A 17,086-nucleotide genomic window follows, 5' to 3' on the forward strand; every position below is an offset into this window, starting at 1 on the left:
TTTATTTTTTGTTTTGCAAGACTTCCGGCAGGTAGTCAATATACATACGCTGAAAGTCAATGCTTTGGTTTTCAACCGCTGTAAAATGTTCAAATTTCATACCACTTCTTGATTTTCCGGAAGGGCTTCTTCCCAGGATCTGATCTAAAGCCAGACTAAGCAAGGGTTCGCTTTCATCGCCCAGCACGCCAAGATTGGTCAAATTTTCACGAAGTTCAAAATCAGGGATAATACCGCTAGGTGGACCTACCGTGCCTGCTGAATTTTCATAGGTATAAACCAACGGCTGTATGGCATAAAAATGACTGGGATTTAAGCTGTCGTCGTTTCGGCTAAAATTATCAGAATCATATAGGGTAATAGATGCCTGAAACTTACCAACCGTTGTTGTACCCACAGTCTGTACATCAATATAAGGTTCGAGACCTATGATGGTGAGTTCACTTGCTGATGCCGTACTGCCGGTGCCTATTACAAAGAGGCGGGATAGATTAAGACTGTTAATAGCATTTCCATTTGAAATCGTGTTGTCAAAGCGATCTATTAAAGATTCAGGATCATCAGATTCTAAAAAGGCCTGTATCTCGGGGTTCCAACGTTGTTTGGTAATTACCTGACCGTTAAACTGCCCGGTGATCATCGAAGTGAGATCAATAGCAGTTTCTACAGAGCCACCGCCATTATACCGAAGGTCAAGCACTAGGTCTTCGATGCCATCTGCCTTAAACTGTGCGAAAGCGTTGTTGAGCTGCACGTCAAAATTCCGCCGGTAGGCGTTATACATTAAATAGCCTATTTTTCGGTTATTGACGGTGAGAGTCTTGGCTATAAAAACCGGGTTTTCGGTATATTCTACCTGAGTGAGATCAATGCTTACTCCCGTGGGTTGTAAATCATCATTGGTGTCAAATTCGGCCAGGTCAATACTAAACACATCCAGATTGAGTAATTCGCGGGAACGTGCGCTAAGTGAATAGGTGCCATCAGCATTAGCTGTGGTGGTCAATCGCTCTCCATTGATGCTGTTAAAGAGCATTCCGCGTTCAACACCGGCAGCAGATGCAGGTGTGTCTGGTAACACATAACGCACCCAGGCAAAGGCAAAATTGGGATCGTTACGGTCTAACGATAAGCCGTATTCAATCCCCGAAGTTTTTGATATCCCCGCAAAACTGCGTTCGAGTTCACGGTAATCGTCTGTTATAAAACTAAAGCGGTCTACAGGCGCCACGACACCATTGTAAAAGAAATTTTCCGGAGTGTCAAAGCTGTTTAAAAAATCATTCCGCGCATCACGCGATTCAAAAAAGTCGTTGGCCAGCTCCGGTACTTCGGGTTTATATAAATAGTAAAGCTGCATTCCGTCGTAGATGAAATTTTTTATTTCAAGAAACGAAACCGGTCCCAATTCGTCATCACGATCGTTAGCACAGGACCACGAAAGAGCAAGTACCAGGAAGGCTGCTATATTTAGGGCAATTTTTTTCATAAGGGTGCAAATTTTATTAGCGCTAAATTTAAAGGTTTATTGTATTAAACGATGATGATGTAACAAAATTTATGTTGAGTCGTCATCCTTATAACTAACCACAAGAAGAGATGAACCAAAAGGAATTTTTAGCTCACGTGACTCCCGTACAGGACCGGCTGTACCGCTTAGCCAAGCGGTTGCTGGTTTCTGAAGATGAGGCGCAGGATGCTACACAAGAGGTTCTCATTAAATTATGGTCCTATCGCAAAAAGTTTAAGAAACTTAAAAGTGTAGAAGCCTTTGCAGTAACCATAACTAAGAATCATTGTTACGATAAGCTAAAGCTGAAAAGCAGCAGCAATTTACAACTGGTACACACCAATTACGAAGATGAGCATTACAATACGGTAAAGCATACCGAAAATCAGGACAGTGTAAATTGGGTATTGAAGTTGATGAATGACTTACCCGAACAACAACGGCTGATTTTGCATATGCGTGACATAGAGCAGTACAGTAACAGCGAGATTGCCGAAGAATTAGATTTAAATGAAACAGCGGTGCGTGTGACGCTTTCGAGAGCCCGAAAAACCATACGCGAACAATTGCTAAAAAAACACAACTATGGAATTAGATAAAATCGAAAAGCTGCTCCAGCTTTATTTTGAAGGGGAGACTTCTCTGGAGCAGGAAGCCCAGTTGCAAAACTACTTTACTAGTGACAAAGTAGCTGCGCACCTGGAAGAATACAAGCCTTTGTTTGCAGCCTTTGCAGTTGCCCGTGAAGGTAGTTTTAACCGAACATTAGAACTCCCGGAAGACAAACCCAAACGCTATTGGATACCCATTGCGGCCAGTATTTTGCTTTGTGTGGGATTGTTTTTAACCTTTAATAATCAATCCGCTTCAGAGCAGGATCTTGGGACTTATAAAGACCCGGAAGTAGCAGCACTTAAAACCAAACAGGCCCTGTTTATGATGGGCAACTTTGTAAACAAGAGTACCGGTAACCTCAATAAGCTTGATGCTTTTGAAGAAACCACCAAGCAAATTTTAAAATAATCAAAATCAAAAAACGATGAGAAAATTAGTAATTACAATCCTTTTGGTAAGCGTGAGCCTTACCGGTTTTTCACAGAGCTTTGAGAAGTTTGAAGACATGAAAGATGTAACCGCAATGGTTATGAATCAAAAAATGTTCAAGCTTCTGGGCAAAATGGATCTCGACTCTAAAGATCCGGAGATGAAAAACTACATCAATATGGTAAACAGCCTTAAGGAAATTCAGGTATACGCAACAAAGAACGCTTCAGCGGCAGGTATGATGAAGAGTGAGTTTAATGCGTACAGGTCATCCCAAAAACTGGAGCAGTTGATGCGTGTTAAGGACGATGGTAAAAATGTAAATTTTTACTACAAGCCGGGTAAAAGCGAAGATTTTGTAAGCGAATTCCTGATGTTTCTAAACGGTGGAGGTGATGAAGATACGGTTATCATAAAGATCACAGGTGACATTGACCTCAAAGAAATAGGTAAAATCGCGAGCAGTATCAATTTTGAAGGCAGCGAAGAGCTTAAAAACGTAAAAGTAGACTAAGATGAAATTTTTTAAACTAAGCATACTGACTCTAGCATTCTTCGGTTTGATGAGTTGCAATAACGAGCAGTCGCTACAGGAGTATTACATAGACAGCAAAGAAAACAATGATTTTAAGGTTATTGAAGCCTCTACCAGTCTTATTGCACCTGCTATCGAAAAGCTTTCGGCAGACCAGCAAAAAGTGGTGAAGTCAGTTAAAAAAATCAATCTGCTGGCGTACTCCTTGAAGGATACCGCTTTCTTCAATACCGAAACCGCAAAGCTCAAAACAATCCTTCAAAACGATGATTATGATGAGTTGATGAAAGTGGGAAATAGCGAGCAGCGTATGCGTATCTTTATCAAGGGAGATGAAGATGCCATTGATGAGGTAGTGGTATTTGCCCAGGATGAAAATAAGGGCTTTGTACTGGCTCGTGTTTTAGGCGAAGATATGAATGTTGCCGATATGGTACGCTTCGCTGAAACCATGGATACCAGCAGCGCAACCTTAAATACCGGAAGCTTTGAAGGTATTATGGATGTATTCAAATAAACTGTTTTAGAGTCAGCTTTGAAGAGGGCTTTTTGCCCTCTTTTTTTTGCCTGCAATCCAGGCATGCAGACGTTTAAAAGCTCGCCATTCAGGTCTTAATGTCGTAATTTTGCACCAAATAAAAAGCTATGAATAAAGGTATATACATTGCGACTCTTGAGCCCAACAGTGGTAAGTCAATTATCTCTCTGGGACTTATGCGCACCCTTTTAGGTAAGACCGCAAAAGTGGGATATTTCAGGCCGGTTATTGACGACAGTAAAGGGGATACAAAAGACAATCACATCAATACGGTACTTTCCTTTTTTGACATTCCGCTTGATTATGAGGATGCCTATGCCTTTACAACCAGCCAACTCATCAAAAAGCGTAATAAAGGTAAGTCCGGCGAAATTCTGGATACGATTATTACCAAATATAAAAACCTGGAAGATCAGTTTGATTTTGTTCTGGTTGAAGGTTCCGATTTTACGGGAGAGGGTAGTGTGTTTGAATTTGATACCAATGTGTTGATCGCTAAAAACCTGGGGCTTCCCGTAATTTTAGTGGGCAGCGGAGTAGGTAAGACCGAAGATGAACTGCTTGGAAGTTTGCAAATTGCCTATACCTCATTTACCGAACGGGATGTTTCGGTAATGGGCGTTGTGGCTAACAAAGTACAGCCCGAAAATTTACAGGTAGCTAAAAAGGGTTTGCGTAATTTTCTTCCGGATATGGTTGAGGTTTTTGCAATTCCTTTTACTGAAAAACTCGCGCACCCTACTATTAAGGAAATCGTGCAGGAATTGGACGGGAAAGTGCTTTTCGGTGACGAATTTCTAGACAACCAGACCGGTAATTTTGGCGTGGGCGCTATGCAGTTGCGCAACTACCTAACGCACTTAAAGCAAGACAGCCTGGTGATTACACCCGGTGACCGTGCAGATATTATTCTGGGTGCTTTACAGGCCAATATTTCCACTAATTATCCGCGTATTTCGGGTATAATTTTAACCGGCGGATTAGTTCCGGAAGAGCCCATTTTAAAATTGATAGAAGGTCTGTCACAGATTGTACCTATTGTTTCGGTTGATGATGGTACGTTTTCGGTAACCAACCGCGTGGGAAATATCAAGTCTAAAATTTATGCTACAAGCAAATCTAAGATTGAAACTTCGCTGACGGTTTTTGAGAAGGAAGTTTCTTTTGATCAGCTTATCGAGCGTCTGATAAACTTGGAGCCAAAAGGGATTACCCCAAGAATGTTTCAATATGGCCTGATGAAGCGGGCTTCGACTACAAAGAAGCACATTGTTCTGCCCGAAGGCACAGATCCGCGCATTCTAAACGCTGCCGTTCAGCTGGTGGAACTTGATATTGTACAAATCACGCTTTTGGGTGAACTGGAAAAAATTAAAGAGGTAGCCGTTCAGCATAGTATTCCGCTTAATCTGGAGAAAATTTCGATCATAAACCCCGTAGATTCTGACCATTTTGAAGATTATGTGAATACCTTCTACGAGCTGAGAAAACATAAAAATGTAAATATGGATATCGCCCGCGACTGGATGGCCGATGTTTCGTATTACGGAACCATGATGATTTACAAAGGCCACGCAGACGGGATGGTGAGTGGTGCTGCACATACAACCGCGCATACCATAAAGCCGGCGCTTCAGTTTATCAAGACTAAGCCGGGTGTTTCGGTGGTTTCTTCGGTGTTTTTTATGTGCCTGGAAGACCGGGTTTCAGTATTTGGCGATTGTGCGATCAACCCGAATCCTTCGGCGGGCGAACTTGCAGAAATCGCTATTTCTTCCGCAGAAAGCAGTCTTGCATTTGGTATTGAACCTAAAATCGCGATGCTTTCGTATTCCTCAGGAACCAGCGGGAAAGGGGAAGATGTTGACCGCGTACGTGAGGCTACTGAAATCGTAAAAAAACAACGGCCGGACCTTAAAGTTGAAGGGCCTATTCAGTATGATGCTGCCGTAGATGCGGCCATTGGCAAAAGCAAATTGCCCGACTCAGAGGTTGCCGGGCAGGCCAGTGTTTTGATTTTTCCTGATTTAAACACGGGGAACAATACCTATAAAGCGGTACAGCGGGAGACCGGCGCTTTGGCTATCGGCCCCATGTTACAGGGTCTGAACAAGCCGGTTAATGATTTGAGTCGGGGTTGTACGATTGAAGATATTTTTAATACGGTAATCATCACGGCAATTCAGGCGCAGGGTATTTAATACGCAAAGCGGAAAACTAACAGCAGATAAATTATTCAGCATTCACTAAGAATCAAATAAATGAACATACTCGTAATCAACAGCGGAAGCTCTTCGATAAAATTTCAATTGATAGAAATGCCTATGGCCCGGGTACTGGCATCGGGTATGGTTGAACGCATTGGTATTGAAGGCGGAAGCATTCAGTATAAATCAGAACGAGGTTCTTTACAGGAAGAAGGCAATTTTGAAGATCATAACGCCGGTCTCAAGAAAATTGCTACGGTGCTGATGAATCCTCATTCCGGAGTGATTGACAGTGCAGACGAGGTAGATGCGGTGGGACACCGGGTAGTGCACGGCGGGCAAAAATTTACCGAGACTACGCGTGTTGATGACGCTGTTAAAGCCAATATCAAACGACTCTTTTCACTTGCTCCATTGCATAATCCGGCAAATTTAACCGGGATTGAAGTTGCTGAGGAGCTATTTCCGAATGCAGAGCAGGTGTGTGTGTTTGATACGGCATTTTTTAGCAGCATTCCGCAAAAAGCCTATCAATATGCCATCCCACATCAATTTTTGACTGAGGAACACATTCGTTTATACGGTTTTCACGGGACCAGTCACAAATACGTAAGTGCTAAAGCTCAGGAATATTTAAACAAGGAAGACCTGAAATTAATCACGATCCACCTGGGTAATGGTTGCAGTATGACGGCTCTTATAAACGGGAAGCCTATAGATACTTCCTTAGGTTTTGGCCCCGCCAACGGTCTGGTAATGGGGACGCGTGCTGGAGATATTGATCAGACGGTGGTTTTGTACCTGCAGCAGCAGTTGGGATACTCTGTAGATGAGGTAAACACTATTTTAAATAAAGAAAGCGGAATGCTGGGGCTAACCGGTCATAGTGATCTGCGGGATATTGAAGCTAAAGCGGAAGCCGGAGATGCCGTTTGTAAATTGGCTTTAGAACTGAATGCGTATCGTATTCGAAAATATATAGGTGCCTATGCAGCCGCTTTAAATGGCGTTGATGCCCTGGTATTTACAGCCGGAATAGGTGAAAACAGTAGTACCATTAGAAAAATGGTTTGCGATCAAATGGATTTTCTGGGTATAGCGATTGACAAGGAGGAAAATGCGCAACGCAAAAAAGGTATTCGGGAAATTCAGTCTGCTGAAGCCAAAGTTAAAGTTCTAATTATTCCTACTAATGAAGAGTTGGAGATTGCAAATCAGGTTTACGACCTGGTACGTGCAACAGACTAAGACCCTGAGGTAGTATCTTTTCTTTGATTTTTAATCAAATTGAAAAGCAGTAAACCAAAAATCAACCCTAAACCTGCTAATACTTCGGCTCTTGCCAAAATATTGAGTAAACCGCTTACGAGTATACAACTGTAAAGCAGTATCACCAGAAACAGGTTTAGGGAGAACTTTTTAGTCATTAGATTCCGGTATAGTTAGCGGGTGTTACCGCTTTAAGTTCTGTTTTTATCGTGTCGCTTACGTCTAACGTATCAATAAAGTTGTGCATTGACTTTTCGGTAATGGCCTCGTTGGTACGGGTTAGACCTTTAAGTGCCTCATACGGATTGGCATAGCCTTCACGTCTTAAAATGGTCTGAATAGCTTCAGCCACAACCGCCCAGTTATTCTCGAGATCCTGATTGAATTTACTTTCGTTAAGCAATAATTTGTTCAATCCCTTAAGGGTACTTTGTAAACCGATTAAGGTATGGCCAAACGGAACGCCTATGTTGCGCAAAACGGTGCTGTCTGTAAGGTCACGCTGCAATCTCGAAACCGGTAATTTTGAGGACAAATGCTCGAAAAGGGCGTTTGCGATACCCAAGTTCCCTTCACTGTTTTCAAAATCAATAGGGTTCACTTTATGCGGCATAGCCGAAGAGCCTACTTCTCCTGCCTTTATTTTCTGTTTGAAATAATCCATAGAGATATAACTCCAGAAATCACGGTTTAAATCGAGTAAAATGGTGTTGATACGCTTCATATTGTCAAAAAGCGCAGCCATATGATCATAATGCTCAATTTGTGTGGTAGGGAAGGAATGGTGTAACTTTAAAGTTCCGTTTACAAAAGACTTTCCAAATTTTTTCCAGTCGATATTAGGGTATGCCACGTGATGCGCGTTGAAATTACCGGTAGCACCACCAAATTTTGCAGCGCTTGGTATCGCCTTCAGCAGTTTTACCTGCTCTTCAATACGTACAATGAAGACCTCAATTTCCTTACCCAAACGGGTTGGAGAAGCCGGCTGGCCGTGTGTACGGGCGAGCATAGATACGCTTTCCCACTCATCAGCAAGCTGCTTTAAATGGTCTACAACTTCTAAAAGTTCAGGAAGATAGACCTGATTTGTAGCATCTTTTAAACTTAATGGAATGGCGGTATTGTTGATATCCTGAGAAGTAAGACCAAAGTGTATAAATTCTTTGGACTCGTTTAGACCAAGCTTATCAAATTTTTCCTTGATAAAATATTCAACAGCCTTTACGTCGTGATTGGTAACGCTTTCGATCTCTTTTACTTTTTGCGCATCTTCCAGCGAAAAATCTTCATAGATTGCACGCAGCTGGCTGTATTTTTCTTTGGGAAATCCTTCCAGTTGAGGTAATGGAATTTCACAAAGGGCGATAAAATATTCGACTTCTACTTTAACACGGTATTTAATAAGTGCTTTTTCAGAAAAAAATGCAGCGAGTGCTGCTGTTTTGCCGGCATACCGGCCGTCAATAGGAGAAACAGCTTCCAGAGAACTTAAAGACATAATTGCTTTTGGTTTTAAAAGCGCAAAGATACACAGCTCGTTGCGGTCAGCAAGCAGAAAATGTAGATAAACTTAGTTTTTTAGTTTTTTCAGAATATGACGTGCCCGTGATTGAAAAGCAGGTGAAGCGTTTTGAAATTGGCTGTTGAGCTGTGCTTTAAGCTCGCCTTCAATCCATGCTTGCGTGTCTTTCAGGTTGTAGAGGCATTGCATCGCAAAAGCTTTTACGGCAACTTTTTCATCTGCTATGAGCCAGTCAAAACAGGTTGATACCATCAGTTCCTGTTCCGGTTTCTGCAAGGGAAAGGAACCTTTTAGAAAATCGAAAGAGATAAGCTCTAAAGTTTTGGCAAAGATTCGTTTTACCGTGTCCACTTCAAGTGTACGAAGTGCTTTAAAGAAAAGTATTTTGTGAGGTTGAAGTATGTCAGGATTACTGCGAACAGCCTGATCAAGCGCATAAGCAGATTTTGTAACCAGTTCGTTATCTGAAGACTCAGCAATAAAATGAAGGCAGTGGGTCACCCCATCCGGAAATTTGAGCAGCTCTTCTCCTATCGCCTTACGATCTGCCAGACTGGAGGAAATATTCAAAATTTTAGTAGTCCAGACCGCTTCAGTCATTTGTATTTAGTATTTTTCGACCTTTAAAATTAGAAAATTATGGTTTGGGTGAAGCGTATTTTAATGTTGGCATTGGTTGCCTTACTAATCATTCAATTTATACCTGTTGAGAAAAATGAAGGAGGCTATGAATCTCTTGACAATTTTTTACAGGAAACCAAACCTTCTGAAGAGGTGGCAGGCATTTTAAAATCCTCATGCTATGATTGCCACAGTAACCAAACCCAATATCCCTGGTATTCTAATTTAGCCCCGGCAAGTTTTTTTCTGGCCGATCATATAGAAGAGGGAAAGGAGTATCTTAATTTTGCCAATTGGGAAAGCTACTCCGCAAAGCGGAAAGACCACAAACTCGACGAACTCATTGAGGAGGTGGAGCATGGAGAGATGCCTTTAGAGTCTTACACCTTGATCCACGCAGACGCAAAACTTTCTGCTGAGCAAACCGAAGCCTTAATAAATTGGGCCAAAGCAGCAAGGCTTATTTACTCAAAAGCTCTTCAACCACAATAGGAACTCCCGCTGAAGCTTTCTCTGCAATTACTTTCAGATTCTTTTGGGAGGCAATGTTGGGTTTAGGATCTATGAAGTAAATCAGCGCTTCCGGTTTTGCATAATTAATAAGACTGGCAGCAGGGTAGACCTGCATAGAGGTTCCTACTATAATAATGTAATCAGCTTTTGCTGTAAGTTCGATAGCCGGTTCTAAAAGTGGAACCAACTCTCCAAACCACACAATATGCGGTCTCAATTGGCTGCCTTTAGCGCACAAATCCCCCTCGCAAATATCTTCGTGCCAGTCAATCACCAAATTTTCATCGGTTGTACTGCGAGCCTTTAATAGTTCGCCGTGAAGGTGTAAAACCTTAGAGCTCCCTGCCCGTTCGTGAAGGTCGTCAACATTTTGCGTAATAATATGAACGTCAAATTGTTTTTCAAGATCTACAAGGGCTTGATGAGCGGCATTGGGTTTTACTGTTTTTAATTGACGTCGTCGCTGGTTGTAAAAATCGAGAACGAGTGCTCTGTTTTTGTGCCAGCCGTCAGGACTTGCGACTTCCATAACGTCGTGTCCTTCCCAAAGTCCATTAGAATCTCTAAAGGTTTTTAGACCACTTTCGGCGCTTATTCCTGCGCCTGATAATATCACAATATTTTCCATTAACAATATTTTAACTCATTTGACGAAAACCATTTCGTTAAAGTCTTCGTAAACATTAATGTTGAAAGTTATTAAACTTTTAAATTCCAAAATCTATTAATCAAAACTCAAAAAATTGATCTTATGAAAAAAATTTATGTTTTAACACTATCCTTACTGATGGTAGCTTTATCAAGTTGCAGCAGTGACGACGACGGAGTAGAGATAATTCCCGGCGAATCGACTGGAGATGTGACTACTTATGATTTAAGTTCAGTATCTGATCCTGGTATCAGCGGTACTGCAACGTTTACGAAAAAGACCGATGGTTCAACTGATGTAAGTATCGTAATGACTGGTACTACGAGCGGAACACATCCTGCTCATATTCATGCAAATACGGCTGCAGAAGGTGGAGACATCGTTATTGACCTTACGGATGTGGATGGTGCAACGCGACGCAGTTTAACAAATATTACAGAGACAAACGGCGGAACAGCAATCACCTATGAAGAATTAATTGCTTTTGATGGCTACATTAATGTTCATCAAAGTGCAGATAATTTAAGTACGCTTTTGGCTCAGGGTGATATTGGGCAAAATGATCTTACAGGAGAGACAAAATCGTATGACTTACTAACCAAAGATGTTGAAGGGATTAGCGGTACCGCTACATTCTCAGAACGTCTTAATGGTGAAGCTTTACTAGAGGTGATGTTAGATGGTACTCCAGATGGAGGTATGCATCCGGGACACATCCATAATAACTCAGCTGCTGAGACCGGAGGTATTGCTATAACGCTTACAACACTAGATGGTACTACCGGAATGAGTAAGACAAATATCAGTGCTCTTAATGATGGAACTGACATTACCTACACTGAATTATTAGATTTTGATGGTTATATCAACTTCCATTTAAGCAGTGATGATTTAGCAACCTTAGTTGCTCAAGGAGATATCGGTGGAAATGAATTAACCGGTGAGACAAAAGATTATGAACTAGTAACTAAAGACGTAGACGGAATTAGCGGTACAGCAACTTTCGCTGAGCGTAAAAGTGGTGCTGCTCTGGTAACTGTAATGTTAGACGGTACACCTGATGGTGGAATGCACCCGGGTCACATACACAACAATTCTGCCGCTGAAACCGGTGGTATTGCCAAGACGCTTACTACACTTGATGGAACAACCGGAATGAGTGTTACGCATATTGAAGCATTAAATGATGGTACCGAAATAGGTTACGCCGGTTTATTAGACTTTGATGGTTATATCAATTTCCATTTAAGCGCAGATGATTTAGCAACTCTTGTTGCACAAGGTGACATCGGAGAAAATGAGTTAACTGGTGAAACCAAAGAGTATGAACTTGTAACAAAAGATGTTGCCGGAATTAGTGGTACAGCTACTTTCGCTGAGCGTAAAAGTGGTGCTGCTCTAGTAACCGTAATGTTAGACGGTACACCTGATGGTGGAATGCATCCAGGTCACATACACAACAATTCTGCTGCTGAAACCGGTGGCATTGCCAAGACGCTTACTACGCTTGATGGAACAACTGGAATGAGTGTTACGCATATTGAGGCTTTAAATGATGGTACCGAAATAGGTTATGCTGAATTGTTGGACTTTGATGGTTATATTAATTTCCATTTAAGCGCAGATGACTTAGCTACTCTTGTGGCACAAGGAGATATAGGTCAAAATGAATTGACCGGAATGAGTAAAACTTATGACCTGGCAACCAAAGATGTCGCAGGGATTAGTGGAACTGCAACTTTCGCTGAGCGTAAAAGTGGTGAGACTTTAGTAACTCTAGATATAGATGGTACTCCAGCGGGAGGTATGCACCCTGCACACATTCACGCGGGTTCTGTTGCTGAAGCTCCTGGCGATATTTTGATTACACTTGCAACCGTAAATGGAACATCCGGAATGAGTATGACTAATGTTAGTGCATACAATGCGGCTGACGGTACTGCAAATGGAGGAACCGCAATTACCTATGATGAGATGGTAGCTATTGACGGTTATATCAACGTGCACTTAAGTGCTGACGAGTTAGGAACTATCGTTGCTCAGGGTAACGTAGGTGCAAATGCAAACTAATTTAAAAGCATTTTAATATTCAGAAAACCCGGCCAATTGGCCGGGTTTTTTTATTTTCGGTCCTTATGAATTCAGAATTGATTAATTACCTCGAGAGTTTTCTCACTCCCCGCAGACAAGAACTTTTTAAACAAGTGATTGCGCAGCGTACACGCTTTCTAACGGTCGCAATTGAAGATGTGGGACACTTACACAATACAAGCGCAGTTATGCGCAGCTGTGATGCCTTTGGCGTTCAGGATGTGCATGTGATTGAAGAACTCAAGGGTAAACGTATAGACCGGGAGATTGCTATGGGGGCTCAAAAATGGACTTCGGTATACCGTTATGATTCTACTAAAACCGCGCTGGCTGGTTTGAAGTCTAAAGGCTATCAAATTGTTGCCACAACCCCACATCATACCGCCCACAAACTCGAAGATTTTAAATTAGACAGACCAACGGCTTTGTTCTTTGGTAGCGAAAAGGATGGATTAACAGACACCGTTATTGAGGCCGCTGACGCGTACATCTATATTCCAACCTATGGTTTTACCCAAAGTCTTAATATTTCAGTCTGTGCGGCAATTTTACTTCAGGAACTTACTCAGCGTTTACGCAATTCGCAATTGGACTGGAAACTTAAACCTGAAGACATTTTAGAAGTGAAAGAATTGTGGCTGAGACGCAACCTGAAGGATTATGATGCGTTGGTTAATACCTTTAATACTTCAGCCCAATGAATTTAACAGACTGGATAGGAGCGCTGGGTACTTTTCAAATTTTACTTGCCTACATTTTGCAGGTTACTAATGTGCTAAAGAAGAACAGCCTCATTTTTATCCTATTGAATACCATCGGCGCCGGTATGGCCTGCACGGCGAGTGTACTCCTAAATTACGTGCCATTTATCTTCCTCGAAGCAGTTTGGACTCTGGTTTCACTCGGAGCTTTGGTGGTTTACTTTCGCGACAGGAAAACAGAGCAGGAGCAATAAAAAAAGCTTCCGGTAGGGGAAGCTTTTTCTAATGTTTTTTATTTTCTAACGATCCCGGTTCAAGACCCGGTATTCTTCGTAACAACTGCTCAGGGCATCTAATATTTGAAGATCATTGGCAGTTTTTACAAAACTTTCCGAATAATCACAGCGACTTAGAATTGCTTCGATATCTTCTTTGGGTACCTGAAGCAAAGCTGTAAGAGTTTCTCTGTCAAATTTAGTAATCAACAGGTTTCTGATGTTATCGTCTTCTTTCATCTTGCGAAGCTTTCGCATTTGCGAACTCTTATTAGAAAAGACTTTGTTGAGAAAATCTGCCGGATTAAAAATAGCGCTTAATACCTTGTCTATGGCGCCGGGCTGCGAATCTCCTGCCTCGTAAGCAGAGCTTAATCCCGAAATACTATAACGTACGTTTTTATAAACTGGTACATTCTTCGCATCAATCTCCAGATAGCCTGTAAGCTCCACATCCTTAACCACCACTTCTTCAAGTGCGATACCGCTTTCGGTCATTTTTACCTTTACATCACCAAAACGTTTCCAGTCGTTGGTCACACGTACCTGAAGGCTTTTAAACCCAAGAAAAGAGAAAAACAAAGTGTCGTTTACCTGAGCTCTGAGGCGAAATGTACCTTCAGCATTGGTAGTGGTACCCCGTACCGAATTCAGATTAATGATATTTACACCTTCTAAAGGTTCGTCAGTTGAAGAATTGAGTACCGTACCTACTATAAATTCTTCGTTTTCTCCTTCGGTTTCGGAAAGAACTGTTTCCTGAGCCGAAAGCATAAACGGAGCTATAAAAAGTACAAGTAATAAGAGCTTTTTCATATTGGAAGCCAATTTATAGAAAGAGACGGAAAAATCATACCAAAAGTGACAATTCCGTCTCATTAAATAAAAATTTATCGGTCCCGGCGTCTGCGTTTTCCTGAAAACGGACTCTTATTTTCTTTTGGTCCGTCTGGTTTGCGCTTTCCTTTGCGTTCGCCACCGCCACTGCGGCGTTCTTTCTTACTGGATGCTCCTTTTTTACGGAAACCTCCTCCGTCGCCAAAATCACCACGGCGTTTTCCGCCACCACCGCCTTTGCGATCATTGCGTTTGCGTTTTCCGCCACCGCCACCACCGCGGGTGTCTTTAGTAACTTCTACGTGTACCTGTCTTCCCTGAAGTTTAAAGTCTTCAAAAAGCGCCAGAATGGTATCTTTATTTTCGGTATCGGTATTGAAAAATGAGAAGGAATCTTTGCAATCTACTTTATAAATGCCTTCGCCCAGACCGGTAGCATCCTTCAAAAAGTCTTTCAGGCTCATCCAGTCAAAACCGTCTTTTGCACCGATGTTGATGAAATAACGGGTTGACTCACCAGACTCCTCTTTCATATCGGCTTTTACCGCGACATTGAGATCTTTGGTCTTTTGATAGTAATTGAAGAAACGCGTAAACTCTACTGAAAATACTTTCTTGATCAGATCTTCGCGACTAATCCCTTCAAGCACTTCGTTTATGCTGTAGAGATACGGATTGATCTCTTCGTTTATTTTGGTTCCCTGAATGTCATTAGCCAGGTGCATCAACTGTACCTCGCAAATTTCCATCCCGGTAGGAATATCTTTTTGAACGAATTGTTTGTTGATGATTTTTTCGAGGGTGCGTATTTTGCGCAGTTCGCTCTTCGAAACGATCACCATCGAAATACCGGTTTTACCGGCGCGACCTGTACGTCCGCTTCGGTGGGTATAGGTTTCAATCTCATCAGGTAACTGGTAGTTGATCACGTGTGTGATATCATCTACGTCAATACCCCGTGCAGCCACGTCAGTTGCTACAAGCATCTGAATTTGACGCGCCCGGAAACTTTTCATCACCAAATCACGCTGATTTTGACTTAAATCTCCGTGTAGAGCCGATGCATTATAACCGTCTTCAATCAATTGCTCAGCCACTTTTTGCGTATCGCGTTTGGTACGGCAAAATACTACAGAGAAAATCTCCGGATTCGCATCAGCAAGACGTTTAAGCGCCTGATAGCGGTCGCGTGCGTTCACCATATAGTATTCGTGTGAAACGCTGTCTGCACCTTCGTTTTTAGTTCCTACCGTAATCTCGATAGGACTGTTCATAAACTGCTTGGCAATGCGGGCAACCTCTTTTGGCATAGTTGCCGAAAATAGCCAGGTCTGTTTGCTTTTTGGCGTATCGGCCAGAATGGTGGTGATGTCTTCGTAAAAGCCCATATTGAGCATTTCATCTGCCTCATCAAGCACACAAAAATCAATTCCAGAAATATCAACCAGATTACGACGCATCATATCTTGCATACGCCCCGGGGTGGCCACAATAATCTGAGCCCCACGCGAAATCTGGCGTGCCTGTTCCTGGATGTTTGCACCTCCATAAACAGCCACTGTGTTTAAACCTTTAACGTATTTTGAGTAATTCTTAAGTTCATTAGTAATCTGCAAACACAACTCGCGGGTAGGGGATATGATTAGACCCTGAGTATTGCGATTGTTTGCATCAACTTTTTGAATAAGCGGAAAACCAAATGCTGCTGTTTTACCGGTACCCGTCTGTGCGAGCGCAACTACGTCTGTTGCCTCTTTTAGTAGGACCGGGATGGCTTTCTCCTGTACTTCTGAAGGTTCTGTAAATCCCATGTCGGATACAGCCTGCAAAATAGCCTCATTAAGTCCTAACGCTTTAAATGTATTCATATAAAATAATTATCTTAAATCAACGTCGATTTAAGAGGGCGCAAAGATACAGTTAATTAGCTTAGTAAACTGCCTGTTTTGAGAAGCATTTAAATTATTGTAAATGAGAGTTTTAAATGACGAAATAGAAGCTTTTAAAAATACATCGTTTTAGAAGCCCGAATAAGACGTCTTTTTCCAAACATATTCTGCCTGTTCTTTTAGTATTTGGATAAACCGAAGCAAATCAGGCCAGTTTGTGCAGGTATTCCAGTAGTTTTTGAGTTGCACGCCCGCGATGACTGATTTTATTTTTTTCAGACAGCGGCATTTCAGCAAAGGTCAGCTCATAACCCTCAGGCATAAAAACAGGATCGTAGCCAAAACCACCATCTCCCGAAACAGCTGTTGTAATCGCGCCCTTGCAGATGCCTTCAAAAATCAATTCCTCTTCACCCAAACACAGTGCGATCACGGTTTTGAAACGCGCGTTACGGTTATCTTTTCCGTTTAAATTGTTCAGCAACTTAGCGGTATTATCTGCCGCATTCTTTTGTTCACCGGCATAGCGCGCGCTGTAGACTCCCGGCTCACCATTTAGCGCTTCCACCTCAAGCCCGGTATCATCGCCAAAGCAATCGTAGCCGTATTTTTCCTTTACATACCGGGCTTTAATGAGCGCATTGCCTTCTATCGTGTCTGCATCTTCCACAATTTCTTCGGTACAGCCAATATCGGTAAGGCTTTTCAACTGAATGTTTTTCGGCATCAAAGCCTGAATTTCTTTGAGTTTATTGGCGTTATGGGTTGCAAAAACCAGCGTCATAGGAACGATTTAGGCAGGTAAGTTATTAATTATTGCAGAATCGCTACAATGCGTATTCATTAAAAGTAGCCTAAATAAACGGGCAAGTCTTGAATGCA

The 17,086-nt window shown here is 42.1% G+C and carries 17 protein-coding genes; 10 read left to right on the forward strand and 7 right to left on the reverse strand.

From position 1 onward, the window contains the following. Window position 1: 1 nt before the first annotated feature. Window positions 2-1,489 (reverse strand): S41 family peptidase, encoded by a 1,488-nt coding sequence (locus CJ305_RS11835; protein ID WP_099646491.1) that lies wholly within the window; start codon window positions 1,487-1,489, stop codon window positions 2-4. A 110-nt stretch (window positions 1,490-1,599) separates the two neighbouring features. Here CJ305_RS11835 and CJ305_RS11840 point away from each other — a divergent pair, with 110 nt between their 5' ends. From CJ305_RS11840 to CJ305_RS11865, 6 genes are all read left to right on the forward strand, one after another. Then, window positions 1,600-2,109: an RNA polymerase sigma factor gene (locus CJ305_RS11840; RefSeq protein ID WP_099646492.1), complete on the forward strand. Its 510-nt coding sequence runs from the start codon at window positions 1,600-1,602 to the stop codon at window positions 2,107-2,109. Continuing rightward, complete coding sequence (locus tag CJ305_RS11845; RefSeq protein WP_099646493.1) at window positions 2,096-2,533, forward strand: hypothetical protein; 438 nt, start codon at window positions 2,096-2,098, stop codon at window positions 2,531-2,533. The genes CJ305_RS11840 and CJ305_RS11845 overlap by 14 nt, the downstream gene beginning before the upstream one ends. 16 nt (window positions 2,534-2,549) lie before the next feature. Beyond that, the gene (locus tag CJ305_RS11850) at window positions 2,550-3,068 is read left to right on the forward strand and encodes a DUF4252 domain-containing protein (RefSeq protein ID WP_099646494.1); all 519 of its coding nucleotides are present in this window, start codon (window positions 2,550-2,552) and stop codon (window positions 3,066-3,068) included. A 1-nt stretch (window position 3,069) separates the two neighbouring features. Then, window positions 3,070-3,606, forward strand: a complete 537-nt coding sequence (locus CJ305_RS11855) for a DUF4252 domain-containing protein (protein WP_099646495.1) — start codon at window positions 3,070-3,072, stop codon at window positions 3,604-3,606. Between the two features lie 128 nt (window positions 3,607-3,734). Further along, entirely contained in the window at window positions 3,735-5,828 is a 2,094-nt protein-coding gene (gene pta, locus CJ305_RS11860) for a phosphate acetyltransferase (RefSeq protein WP_099646496.1), read from the forward strand. A gap of 60 nt (window positions 5,829-5,888) precedes the next feature. After that, on the forward strand, window positions 5,889-7,082 hold the full coding sequence (locus tag CJ305_RS11865; protein WP_099646497.1) for an acetate/propionate family kinase: 1,194 nt from the start codon (window positions 5,889-5,891) through the stop codon (window positions 7,080-7,082). A gap of 178 nt (window positions 7,083-7,260) precedes the next feature. On the opposite strand, the gene purB is transcribed toward CJ305_RS11865, so the two are convergent. Both purB and CJ305_RS11880 read right to left on the reverse strand, forming a co-directional pair. Beyond that, complete coding sequence (gene purB, locus CJ305_RS11875; RefSeq protein ID WP_099646499.1) at window positions 7,261-8,604, reverse strand: adenylosuccinate lyase; 1,344 nt, start codon at window positions 8,602-8,604, stop codon at window positions 7,261-7,263. Between the two features lie 72 nt (window positions 8,605-8,676). Beyond that, window positions 8,677-9,228 (reverse strand): hypothetical protein, encoded by a 552-nt coding sequence (locus CJ305_RS11880; RefSeq protein WP_099646500.1) that lies wholly within the window; start codon window positions 9,226-9,228, stop codon window positions 8,677-8,679. Between the two features lie 39 nt (window positions 9,229-9,267). On the opposite strand from CJ305_RS11880, the gene CJ305_RS11885 reads away from it, so the two are divergent. Continuing rightward, window positions 9,268-9,741, forward strand: coding sequence for a heme-binding domain-containing protein (locus CJ305_RS11885; protein ID WP_099646501.1), 474 nt, complete (start codon window positions 9,268-9,270; stop codon window positions 9,739-9,741). On the opposite strand, the gene CJ305_RS11890 is transcribed toward CJ305_RS11885, so the two are convergent. Beyond that, on the reverse strand, window positions 9,710-10,390 hold the full coding sequence (locus CJ305_RS11890; protein ID WP_099646502.1) for an SIR2 family NAD-dependent protein deacylase: 681 nt from the start codon (window positions 10,388-10,390) through the stop codon (window positions 9,710-9,712). The two genes, CJ305_RS11885 and CJ305_RS11890, sit on opposite strands and share 32 nt — an antisense overlap. Window positions 10,391-10,513: 123 nt before the next feature. Between CJ305_RS11890 and CJ305_RS19485 the strand changes: the two genes are divergently transcribed. From CJ305_RS19485 to CJ305_RS11905, 3 genes are all read left to right on the forward strand, one after another. Continuing rightward, window positions 10,514-12,481 carry a CHRD domain-containing protein gene (locus CJ305_RS19485; RefSeq protein ID WP_189319438.1) on the forward strand — a complete coding sequence of 656 codons (1,968 nt, stop codon included), beginning with the start codon at window positions 10,514-10,516 and terminating at the stop codon, window positions 12,479-12,481. Window positions 12,482-12,546: 65 nt separating this feature from the next. Further along, window positions 12,547-13,203 carry a TrmH family RNA methyltransferase gene (locus CJ305_RS11900; protein ID WP_099646503.1) on the forward strand — a complete coding sequence of 219 codons (657 nt, stop codon included), beginning with the start codon at window positions 12,547-12,549 and terminating at the stop codon, window positions 13,201-13,203. Next, a complete protein-coding gene (locus CJ305_RS11905; RefSeq protein ID WP_099646504.1) occupies window positions 13,200-13,457 on the forward strand; it encodes a CBU_0592 family membrane protein in 258 nt (85 codons plus the stop codon). Before CJ305_RS11900 ends, CJ305_RS11905 begins: the two co-directional genes overlap by 4 nt. A 45-nt stretch (window positions 13,458-13,502) precedes the next feature. Here the strand turns inward: CJ305_RS11905 and CJ305_RS11910 are convergent, their stop codons facing one another. The 3 genes from CJ305_RS11910 to CJ305_RS11920 all read right to left on the reverse strand — a co-directional run bounded on the left by CJ305_RS11910 (window position 13,503) and on the right by CJ305_RS11920 (window position 16,988). Next, window positions 13,503-14,294, reverse strand: coding sequence for a carboxypeptidase-like regulatory domain-containing protein (locus CJ305_RS11910; protein ID WP_099646505.1), 792 nt, complete (start codon window positions 14,292-14,294; stop codon window positions 13,503-13,505). 74 nt (window positions 14,295-14,368) lie between these two features. After that, on the reverse strand, window positions 14,369-16,183 hold the full coding sequence (locus CJ305_RS11915; protein ID WP_099646506.1) for a DEAD/DEAH box helicase: 1,815 nt from the start codon (window positions 16,181-16,183) through the stop codon (window positions 14,369-14,371). A gap of 226 nt (window positions 16,184-16,409) precedes the next feature. Then, entirely contained in the window at window positions 16,410-16,988 is a 579-nt protein-coding gene (locus tag CJ305_RS11920) for a non-canonical purine NTP diphosphatase (RefSeq protein WP_099646507.1), read from the reverse strand. Between the last annotated feature and the right edge of the window lie 98 nt (window positions 16,989-17,086).

Origin of the sequence: Leeuwenhoekiella nanhaiensis (assembly GCF_002744755.1) — a bacterium.
Lineage (GTDB): Bacteria > Bacteroidota > Bacteroidia > Flavobacteriales > Flavobacteriaceae > Leeuwenhoekiella > Leeuwenhoekiella nanhaiensis.

Coding starts and splice junctions, on each gene's coding strand:
- CJ305_RS11840 (WP_099646492.1), top strand. CDS start 1,600: ATGAACCAAAAGGAATTTTTAGCTCACGTGACTCCCGTACAGGACCGG.
- CJ305_RS11915 (WP_099646506.1), bottom strand. CDS start 16,183: ATGAATACATTTAAAGCGTTAGGACTTAATGAGGCTATTTTGCAGGCT.
- CJ305_RS19485 (WP_189319438.1), top strand. CDS start 10,514: ATGAAAAAAATTTATGTTTTAACACTATCCTTACTGATGGTAGCTTTA.
- CJ305_RS11900 (WP_099646503.1), top strand. CDS start 12,547: ATGAATTCAGAATTGATTAATTACCTCGAGAGTTTTCTCACTCCCCGC.
- pta (WP_099646496.1), top strand. CDS start 3,735: ATGAATAAAGGTATATACATTGCGACTCTTGAGCCCAACAGTGGTAAG.
- CJ305_RS11880 (WP_099646500.1), bottom strand. CDS start 9,228: ATGACTGAAGCGGTCTGGACTACTAAAATTTTGAATATTTCCTCCAGT.
- CJ305_RS11905 (WP_099646504.1), top strand. CDS start 13,200: ATGAATTTAACAGACTGGATAGGAGCGCTGGGTACTTTTCAAATTTTA.
- CJ305_RS11845 (WP_099646493.1), top strand. CDS start 2,096: ATGGAATTAGATAAAATCGAAAAGCTGCTCCAGCTTTATTTTGAAGGG.
- purB (WP_099646499.1), bottom strand. CDS start 8,604: ATGTCTTTAAGTTCTCTGGAAGCTGTTTCTCCTATTGACGGCCGGTAT.
- CJ305_RS11865 (WP_099646497.1), top strand. CDS start 5,889: ATGAACATACTCGTAATCAACAGCGGAAGCTCTTCGATAAAATTTCAA.
- CJ305_RS11855 (WP_099646495.1), top strand. CDS start 3,070: ATGAAATTTTTTAAACTAAGCATACTGACTCTAGCATTCTTCGGTTTG.
- CJ305_RS11890 (WP_099646502.1), bottom strand. CDS start 10,390: ATGGAAAATATTGTGATATTATCAGGCGCAGGAATAAGCGCCGAAAGT.
- CJ305_RS11910 (WP_099646505.1), bottom strand. CDS start 14,294: ATGAAAAAGCTCTTATTACTTGTACTTTTTATAGCTCCGTTTATGCTT.
- CJ305_RS11850 (WP_099646494.1), top strand. CDS start 2,550: ATGAGAAAATTAGTAATTACAATCCTTTTGGTAAGCGTGAGCCTTACC.
- CJ305_RS11920 (WP_099646507.1), bottom strand. CDS start 16,988: ATGACGCTGGTTTTTGCAACCCATAACGCCAATAAACTCAAAGAAATT.
- CJ305_RS11835 (WP_099646491.1), bottom strand. CDS start 1,489: ATGAAAAAAATTGCCCTAAATATAGCAGCCTTCCTGGTACTTGCTCTT.
- CJ305_RS11885 (WP_099646501.1), top strand. CDS start 9,268: ATGGTTTGGGTGAAGCGTATTTTAATGTTGGCATTGGTTGCCTTACTA.